This window comes from Aquabacterium humicola (assembly GCF_030167915.1).
In the GTDB taxonomy this organism is placed as follows: Bacteria; Pseudomonadota; Gammaproteobacteria; order Burkholderiales; family Burkholderiaceae_C; genus Pseudaquabacterium; species Pseudaquabacterium humicola.
In genome coordinates, this window is the sequence record NZ_JARGNB010000012.1 from 105,698 (window position 1) to 114,362 (window position 8,665).

An 8,665-nucleotide genomic window follows, 5' to 3' on the forward strand; every position below is an offset into this window, starting at 1 on the left:
TCGGCCCCATCAACCCTGTGACGATGGCCGCCGAAGTGAGCAAGACCCATGTCCACCGTGTCGACGTCACCTTCGGTGACTGCGACCCGGCGGGCATCGTCTTCTTCCCGAACTTCTCGCGCTGGATGGACCAGGCGTCCCTCGGCTACTTCATGGCCTGCGGGCTGCCGCCGTGGCGCGAGCTGGCGAAGAGCCGCGGCATCGTCGGCACCCCGCTGCTCGAGATCCACACCCGCTTCCTGCGCCCGGCCACCTATGGCGAACAGATCGAGGTGCACACGACGGTCGAGGAATGGGCGGTGAAGACCTTCCGCCACCGCCATGTCGTGCGCCGCGGCGGCGAGATCCTGTGCGAAGGCACCGAAGTGCGGGCCTTCGTCGTGCGCGACGCCGACAATCCCGAGCGCCTGCGCGCGATCCCGGTTCCCGAGGACATCAAGGCCCTGTGCCTGTGATGCCGCTTCCTTCCCGATGACGTTGACGGAGACGAGACGATGAAGCTGCTGAAGAACCTGCTGGCCGCCGCCGCGGCCGCGCTGACGGTGCTGCCGGCGTGGGCCGAGGTCACCGTGGGCATCAGCCTGCCGCTGACCGGGCCGGCCTCCGGCCTGGGCATCCCGATGCAGAACTACTTCAAGCTCTGGCCGCAGACGGTCGGCGGCGAGAAGCTGAAGGTCATCATCCTGGACGACGCGACCGACCCGACCAAGGGCGTGCAGAACGCGCGCCGCTTCGTCACCGAGGACAAGGTCGACATCATCATCGGCTCGGCCGCGACGCCGGTGGCGATCCCGATGGCCGACGTGGCCGCCGAGTCGGGCACCGTGCAGCTGGCCGCATCGCCGGCCGGCCTGCCCCCGGGCAAGGACGCCTGGACCTTCCGCCTGCCGCAGTCGAACTCGGTGATGGCCTTCGCGATGTTGAACCTGATGCGCAAGCACAACATCAAGACGGTCGGCTTCCTCGGCTACACCGACGCCTATGGCGAGCAGTGGCTCAAGGAGTTCACGCCGCTGGCCGAGAAGCAGGGCATCAAGATCATCGCCACCGAGCGTTTCGCGCGCAGCGATACCAGCGTGACCGCGCAGGCGCTGAAGCTGACCGCGGCGAACCCCGACGCGATGCTGATCGTCGCCTCCGGCTCCGGCGCCGCGATGCCGCAGAAGGCCATCGTCGAGCGCGGCTACAAGGGCAAGATCTACCAGACGCACGCCGCGGCCACGCGCGACCTGATGCGCATCGGCGGCAAGGACGTCGAGGGCACCTACGTCGTCTCCGGCCCGGCCGTCGTCGGCGAATTGCTGCCCGACAGCCACCCGTCGAAGCCGCTGGCGCTGGACTTCGTGCAGAAGTACGAGAAGGCCTACGGCGCCGGCTCGCGCAACCAGTTCGCCGGCCATGCCTACGACGCGCTGATCGTGCTGGAGAAGGTGGTGCCGGTGGCGCTGAAGAAGGCCAAGCCGGGCACGCCGGAGTTCCGCGCCGCGCTGAAGGATGCGATCGAGAACATGGGCCGCACGGTGTTCTCGCACGGCATCATGAACTGGACCAAGGACGACCACTGGGGCTACACGACGAAGACCGGCGTGATGCTGAAGGTCGTCAACGGCGACTGGGCCTACGAAGAGTAATCGGCGAAGTACGCGTCACCAGCCCGGACTGACCCATGGACCTGTCGATCGCCGGCATCCTCGCGCTGGACGGCGCCACCAACGGCGCGGTCTACGCGCTGCTGGCGCTGGCCACCGTGCTGGTGTTCGCCGTCACCCGCGTGATCTTCATCCCGCAGGGCGAGTTCGTCGCCTTCGGCGCGCTGACGCTGGCGCTGCTGCAGATGGGCCAGGTGCCGGGCACGGTGTGGTTCCTGCTGGTGCTGGCCGGCGCGGTGGCCATCGCCGACCTGGCCGACGGGCTGCGGCACCACCGCAGCAGCGGGCGCATCGCGTTGCGCCTCGTGCGCACGCTCGCCTACCCGATCGCGATCGCGCTGGTCACGATGTGGGCCGCGCCGCAGAAGTTCCCGCTGCTGGTGCAGGCGGTGCTGACGCTGGCGCTGGTGACGCCCTTCGGCCCGCTGATCTACCGCCTGGCCTATGAATCGCTGGCCGATGCCAGCGTGCTGGTGCTGCTGATCGTCTCGGTGGGCGTGCACTTCGCGCTGACCGGGCTGGGGCTGTACTTCTTCGGCGCCGAGGGCTACCGCAACCCGAGCTTCTGGGACGCGCGCTTCAACGTCGGCCCGCTGACCTTCAGCGGGCAGACGATCATCATCTTCATCGCCTCGGTGCTGCTGATCGTGTCGCTGTGGCTGTTCTTCGAGCGTTCGCTGTACGGCAAGGCGCTGCGCGCGACCGCGGTGAACCGCCTCGGCGCGCGGCTGATGGGCATCTCGTCGAACTCGGCCGGGCGCCTGACCTTCACGCTGGCCGCCTTCATCGGCGCGCTGTCCGGCCTCCTGATCGGCCCGACGACGACGGTGTTCTACGACTCCGGCTTCCTGATCGGCCTGAAGGGCTTCGTCGCCGCGGTGTTCGCCGGGCTCGCCAGCTACCCGCAGGCGCTGCTCGGCGCGCTGGCCGTCGGCCTGCTCGAGAGCTTCGGCTCGTTCTGGGCCAGCGCGTTCAAGGAAGTCATCGTCTTCAGCTCGATCATTCCGGTGCTGCTGTGGCGCTCGCTGACCGATCCCCACGGGGAAGAACATTGATGGCCCACACGGCTGCTCCGCTCGCCCCGCAGGCGTCCGCCGCCCGCCTGCGGCGCTTCGGCTTCCCGGTCTTCGCGCTGGTGATGCTGGCACTGCCGCTGCTGCCGCTGCCGGACTTCTGGATCACGCAGCTCAACTACATCGGCCTCTACGCGATCGTCTCGCTGGGGCTGGTGCTGCTGACCGGCGTCGCCGGGCTGACGTCCTTCGGCCAGGCGGCCTTCGTCGGCGTCGGCGCGTACACCGCGGCCTTCCTCGCGGTGAAGATGGGCGTCTCGCCATGGCTCACGCTCTTCGTCGGGGTCGGGCTGTCGGTGCTCGTCGCGCTGTTGCTGGGTGCGATCACGCTGCGCATGTCCGGCCACTACCTGCCGCTGGCGACGATCGCCTGGGGGCTGTCGATCTACTACACGATGTCCAACATGGAGTGGCTCGGCAAGTACGACGGCATCCTCGGCGTGCCGCCGATCACCCTGGGCGGCCTCAGCCTCGGCAGCGGGCGCGGCATCTACGTGCTGATCTGGATCTTCGCGCTGGCCGCGGCGGTAGGTGTCACGCACCTGCTCGATTCGCGGCCGGGCCGCGCCATCCGCGCACTGAAGACCGGTACGACGATGGCCGAGGCGATGGGCATCTCGACCCTGCGCTACAAGGTGCTGGCCTTCGTGCTGGCCGCGGTACTGGCGTCGGTGTCCGGATGGCTGTTCGCGCACTTCCAGCGCACGGTGAACCCGTCGCCGTTCGGGTTGCACCGCGGCATCGAGTACCTGTTCATGGCGGTGCTCGGCGGCGTGGGCCATGTCTGGGGCGCCTTCATCGGAGCGGGTGTCGTCAAGATCGTCGAGGACCAATTGCAGGTGCTGTTGCCCAAACTGATCGGCACCAGCGGCAATTTCGAGATCATCGTCTTCGGCCTGGTGCTGGTGGCGGCGCTGAAGTACGCGCCGAACGGCTTGTGGGCCTTCGTCACTGACCGCCTGCCGCGGCGCGACCGCGTGCGCGACTGGGGCGACGCCGCGCCGCTGCCCGCGCGCGACAAGCCGGCCGCCGGCGCGTTGCTGCTGGAAGTCGACGCCGTGCGCAAGGAGTTCGGCGGCCTGGTGGCGGTGAACGACGTCTCGTTCGCGCTGCGCGCCGGCGACATCTTCGGCCTGATCGGGCCGAACGGCGCCGGCAAGTCGACCACCTTCAACCTGATCACCGGCGTGCTGTCGCTGACGCGCGGGCAGGTGCGCTTCGCGGGCCAGCGCATCGACGGGCTGCCGTCGCGCACCATCGCGCGGCGCGGCGTCTCGCGCACCTTCCAGCACGTGAAGATGATTCCAGAGATGACGGTGCTGGAGAACGTTGCGCTCGGCGGTTACCTGCGCACCGAATCGGGCGCGCTGCGCGCGATGCTGCGGCTGGACCGGGGCGAGGAGAAGCGCCTGTTCGCCGAAGCCGAGAAGCAGCTGCAGCGCATCGGCCTGGCCGACCGCATGCATGAACTGGCGGGCAACCTCGCGCTCGGCCCGCAGCGCCTGATGGAGATCGCCCGCGCGCTGTGCACCGACCCCTCGCTGCTGCTGCTGGACGAGCCCGCCGCCGGCCTGCGCCACAAGGAGAAGCAGGCGCTGGCGGCGGTGCTGCGCCAGCTGAAGGCCGAAGGGCTGAGCATCCTGCTCGTCGAGCACGACATGGACTTCGTGATGGGCCTGGTCGACCGCATCGTCGTGATGGAGTTCGGCACGCGGCTGATCGAGGGCACGCCGGACGAGGTGCAGGCGAGCCCCGCGGTGCGCGCGGCCTACCTGGGGACGGAGCACTGATGGGCGCGGCATTGCTCAGCGTCAGCGACCTGCACGCCGGCTACGGCCGCGCCGAGGTGCTGACCGGCCTGAACTTCGAGGTCGCCGCCGGCCAGGTGGTCACCGTGATCGGTCCGAACGGCGCCGGCAAGTCGACCACCTTGAATGCGCTGATGGCCATGCTGCCGTCGCGCGGCCGCATCGTCTTCGACGGCCAGGACATGGCCGACCTGTCGCTCGAAGAGCGCGTGATGGCCGGCCTGGCGCTGGTGCCCGAGAAGCGCGAGCTCTTCGGCACGATGCCGGTCGAGGACAACCTGGTGCTCGGCGGCTACCGCGCGATGAAGCTGCGCCAGAGCGGCTGGCGCAACGAGCTCGAACGTGTCTACGCGCTGTTCCCGCGTCTGAAGGAGCGGCGCGCGCAGCTGGCCGGCACACTGTCCGGCGGCGAGCGCCAGATGCTGGCAGTGGGCCGCGCGCTGATGTCGCGGCCGAAGCTGCTGATGCTCGACGAGCCCAGCCTCGGCCTGGCGCCGCTGATCGTGCGCGAGGTGTTCCACATCATCGACCGGCTGCGCAGCGAAGGCGTCAGCATCCTGTTGATCGAGCAGAACGCGCGCGCCGCGCTCGACGTCGCCGACCATGGCTACGTGCTGGAGACCGGCAGCATCGCGCTGCAGGGCCCGGCGCGCGAACTGGCCGGAGATTCGCGCGTGATCGACACCTACCTCGGCGCCGCGCGGCGCCGCGAATGAGCCACCTGGACCCGCGATGTCCCGTTCCGCTTCCGTGCTCGACGACCAGCCGCGCCCCGGGGCCCCGGACGGCGACGCGCCGTCGCTCGGCGCGTTGAGCGACGTGCTGGGCTACCACGTCGCCCAGGCCGCAGTGACCACGGTCGAGCTGTTCGAGCGCCACATCGGCGAGCGCTACGGCCTGCGCAAGGTCGAGTTCTCGATCCTCATGCTGCTGCAGGCCAACCACGCGATCACGCCGAAGAAGCTCGGCCAGATGCTGGCACTGACCCCGCCGAACCTGACGCTGCTGCTCGACCGCCTGCAGGAGCGCGGCCTGCTGCGCCGCGAACGCAGCCAGGTGGACCGGCGCTCGCACAACATCGTGCTGACCGAGGCCGGCGTCGAGCTGGCCGCCGAAACCGCCGCGGCCGCGGTGCCGATGGAGCGCGAGCTGCAGGGCCGGCTCAGCGCGGCAGAGCGGGCGTTGCTGATCGAGTTGCTGAGGAAGGTGGCGGGGCGGTAGCGGCGGACCTCGCGGGCGTCGCGCTTGGCGCGCGCGTCACTGCTGCGGGTCCCGCTGCCAGATCGTCAGGCCCCACGGGCCGCCGACATCGGGCATCACGTCACCCGCCTGGAAGCGTTGCCGCGAGTCGGCGCGGGCGGGTGTGAACCACCAGCCGTCGCGCGGACAGGTATCGCCGCTCTGGCAGCGCAGCCGCGGCTCGCTGCTGCCGCGGGCTTCGGCGGCAGCCGCCTTGAGCTTGCCCAGCGAGTCGTTCGCGCGCGCCCAGTCGATCAGGTCCTTCGGGTAGACGAGGTTGTCGCGGAAGCTCGCATCGTCGATGTCGTGGATCAGGCAGATGGCGGCGGATTCGAAGGACCAGTAGCCGTTGTACGGGGACATGTCCTCGTGCGCGATCGTGTGGCTGTTGTGCCATGAACACGACTCCATCGCTTGATACCAGGCGTCGAGGTACTTCTTGACAAAGGCGCTCGCTCGGTCGCCAGTGTCTGCGGTGAAGTAAGCGTCGATCAGCGAGTCGTAGGGTTCGACATGAAAGAACTCATTGCAGTCGACAGCTTCGACTGCCGGAGACAGCAACTCTTCGACCAACAAGTCCTCGCCGCGGAGCCTGATCAACAGGTCGGCGATCATGGCCAACTCGCGTCCTTTGCCCAGAAGCACAGCGAGCCCGAGGACGGTCATGAGTTTGTGGAAGTCCTCGATTTCATCGAGTTGAAGAGGACTCGCGTCCATGTGAATCCCGAAGCCGAACTCGACTTCAAGCGCCCGGAGATGAGGCGGGTAGTCGAGGTGCCACCTGCAGAACCAGGCGAACATCTCGTCGAAGCTTCGCGAGACGGTTTCTATGGACGCGCCTGCGGTGTAGCGCAGCAAGACTCGCTGCATCAGCTTCAAGTAGACGCCTTGCTGTCCGAACGGCTGGACGTCTCCGGCCGCCTGTCGCTTGGCAATCAGAGCGTGTTGGCGCTGGGCGGTTTGTTCGATCCAAGTCTCATTGAGTTCGTAGTACTGAAGCGTCAAGAATTTCTGACGACGCCTATCGTTGAACTCGGCAGGTGTCATGGCGTGGGCCAGCAATGATGTCGTGGCTTGTTGCAATGGCCTGCGTAGGCGGCAACGTCCTGCTTCACCAGCAGCGGCGGGGTCAGTACGCGGCTGTTGATCAGGTGTCGCTCTGCCAGATCGTCAGGCCCCATGGACCGCCGACATCCGGCATGACCTGGCCCGCTCGGAAGTACTGGCGCGAATCGGCACGGGCCGGCGTGAACCAATAGCCGTCGCGGGGGCAGGCGTCGCCGCTCTGGCAGCGCAAGCGCGGCTCGCCGCTGCGCAGGGCATCCTCGGCCGCCGCCTTGAGCTTGCCCAGCGAGTCATTGGCACGCGCCCAGTCGATCAGGTCCTTCGGGTAGACGATGTTGTCGCGGAAGCTCGAGTCGTCGATGCCATGGATCAGGCAGATGGCAGCAGGACGCGATTCAGGAGTTCGACAAACACGCCGCGTTGACCCAGCGGCTTGAAATTTCCATTGGCGCGTCGCTCCGCGATCGAGTCTCGAAGGAGCGATCCACATTGTTGGATCCACTCGTCGTTCAGCCGGTAGTACTCCCACGTGAGGAAAGCCTGGCGTCGCTGACCGCGGAACGCGTCTGGCTCGATTCGCTCGGACAAGAGGGAAGGTCGCTGGGTTCCCTTCTGCGTCATGGTTGTTCCGTGCGCCGGTCAAATCCGGGGAGATGTTGTGAATGAATGAGTCATACGTTGAAGGCATAGCCAGCTAGGGCGACCCCGAGTCATGCCTGCACATTCGTGAGAGGTGTGGGCGAGGCGTTGACAGGGGTACGCGCGGGCCGGGTATCGAGCCGCGAAATCCATGTCTCGCGGCACGAGCTGCGGGTCGATTGGGGTGCCGGGGCAGTGGAGCAGTGCTCTCGGCCTACTGCCGCTCGTCCCACTGCCAGATGGTGGTGCCGTAGTCGCCACCGAGGTCCGGCATCGTCTCGCCTGCGTCGAAGCGACGCCGCGAGTCTGGACGGGCGGGGCTGAACCAGAAGCCCGTGCGCGGACATGGCAACCCGGCGGGGCAATGCAACCGCTCGGGGGTGGTCGCACCGCCGGAGGAATCGCCGCCGAGCACGACCGGTCGAGGCAGGCTGCGCGCGAAGTCGGCCAGGTCCTTCGGGTAGAACTCGTGATCCCGGAAGGACTCGTCCTCGATGTCGAGCACGTAGGCCACCGCCGCGGCTTCGAAGCTCCAGTAGCCGAGGAAGCTGTGGTCCCGCCCTTTGGTGTGCGAGTCGTAGTAGGGCTCGCGACGGCTGGCGGTGTACCACTCGTCCATGTACCTGGCCATCAGCGCCGGGCGCTGGCTCGCGTCGGCCGAGAAGACCTTCAGCAACTTGAAATATGGGAGGTGTCGCGTGCAGGTGTCCGGCGGTGCTGCGCGGCTGGGCACGAAGGGTGCAACGAGCCTCTCCAGCAGGCCGTCCATGTCATCGTTTTCGTAGTCCCACAGCGCGGCGATCTGCGGCAGCAGGCCCGTGTGGCCGAGCAGGATGGCGAAGCTCGTCAGGCGAATGGCGTTCCAGTAGTCCGTGTCGTGCAGGTCGATGTGTGGCACGCGGCGCCCCATCGCGGCGGGGCTGTCGTCGAATGCCTTGTCGTAGCTCGCGAACTCAAGCCAGTACGAGACCGCTTCGGGCAGGAAGTCGCCGAGCCGGGCCGGATGAACGCCCGCCGAGAACTGTACGTGTAGATACCTCACGGCATCCCACGCTCTCGAGCGGGTCGTTGATGTCCCAGGAAGTGGTGTAAGTCCAACCACAGCGTAGCGGCGCCAGCCGCGCAGCTGTGGCGGCCGCCCCGTGAGGGGTGGCCATCGTGATTCCGGATAGGGTTGAGGTGCGAAGTCCAC

At 67.7% G+C, this 8,665-nt stretch carries 9 protein-coding genes; 6 read left to right on the plus strand and 3 right to left on the minus strand.

Annotation, left to right across the window (positions count from 1 at the left end; genetic code table 11):
• The first annotated feature begins 35 nt into the window (after positions 1 to 35).
• From P1K89_RS31400 to P1K89_RS31425, 6 genes are read left to right on the plus strand one after another with little or no spacing between them, the layout of a single operon-like run.
• Positions 36 to 455, plus strand: a complete 420-nt coding sequence (locus P1K89_RS31400; RefSeq protein ID WP_284620508.1) for an acyl-CoA thioesterase — start codon at positions 36 to 38, stop codon at positions 453 to 455.
• A 39-nt stretch (positions 456 to 494) separates the two neighbouring features.
• Positions 495 to 1,631 (plus strand): ABC transporter substrate-binding protein, encoded by a 1,137-nt coding sequence (locus P1K89_RS31405; protein WP_284620498.1) that lies wholly within the window; start codon positions 495 to 497, stop codon positions 1,629 to 1,631.
• Between the two features lie 35 nt (positions 1,632 to 1,666).
• Complete coding sequence (locus P1K89_RS31410; protein WP_284620499.1) at positions 1,667 to 2,704, plus strand: branched-chain amino acid ABC transporter permease; 1,038 nt, start codon at positions 1,667 to 1,669, stop codon at positions 2,702 to 2,704.
• Complete coding sequence (locus tag P1K89_RS31415; RefSeq protein WP_439898061.1) at positions 2,704 to 4,512, plus strand: branched-chain amino acid ABC transporter ATP-binding protein/permease; 1,809 nt, start codon at positions 2,704 to 2,706, stop codon at positions 4,510 to 4,512. Before P1K89_RS31410 ends, P1K89_RS31415 begins: the two co-directional genes overlap by 1 nt.
• Positions 4,512 to 5,246 carry an ABC transporter ATP-binding protein gene (locus P1K89_RS31420; RefSeq protein ID WP_284620500.1) on the plus strand — a complete coding sequence of 245 codons (735 nt, stop codon included), beginning with the start codon at positions 4,512 to 4,514 and terminating at the stop codon, positions 5,244 to 5,246. Before P1K89_RS31415 ends, P1K89_RS31420 begins: the two co-directional genes overlap by 1 nt.
• 16 nt (positions 5,247 to 5,262) lie before the next feature.
• Positions 5,263 to 5,751 (plus strand): MarR family winged helix-turn-helix transcriptional regulator, encoded by a 489-nt coding sequence (locus tag P1K89_RS31425; RefSeq protein ID WP_284620501.1) that lies wholly within the window; start codon positions 5,263 to 5,265, stop codon positions 5,749 to 5,751.
• 36 nt (positions 5,752 to 5,787) lie between these two features.
• On the opposite strand, the gene P1K89_RS31430 is transcribed toward P1K89_RS31425, so the two are convergent.
• The 3 genes from P1K89_RS31430 to P1K89_RS31440 all read right to left on the minus strand — a co-directional run bounded on the left by P1K89_RS31430 (position 5,788) and on the right by P1K89_RS31440 (position 8,515).
• Complete coding sequence (locus tag P1K89_RS31430) at positions 5,788 to 6,816, minus strand: PoNe immunity protein domain-containing protein (protein WP_284620502.1); 1,029 nt, start codon at positions 6,814 to 6,816, stop codon at positions 5,788 to 5,790.
• Between the two features lie 100 nt (positions 6,817 to 6,916).
• Positions 6,917 to 7,324: a hypothetical protein gene (locus P1K89_RS31435; protein ID WP_284620503.1), complete on the minus strand. Its 408-nt coding sequence runs from the start codon at positions 7,322 to 7,324 to the stop codon at positions 6,917 to 6,919.
• Between the two features lie 363 nt (positions 7,325 to 7,687).
• Positions 7,688 to 8,515, minus strand: coding sequence for a PoNe immunity protein domain-containing protein (locus P1K89_RS31440; RefSeq protein ID WP_284620504.1), 828 nt, complete (start codon positions 8,513 to 8,515; stop codon positions 7,688 to 7,690).
• Between the last annotated feature and the right edge of the window lie 150 nt (positions 8,516 to 8,665).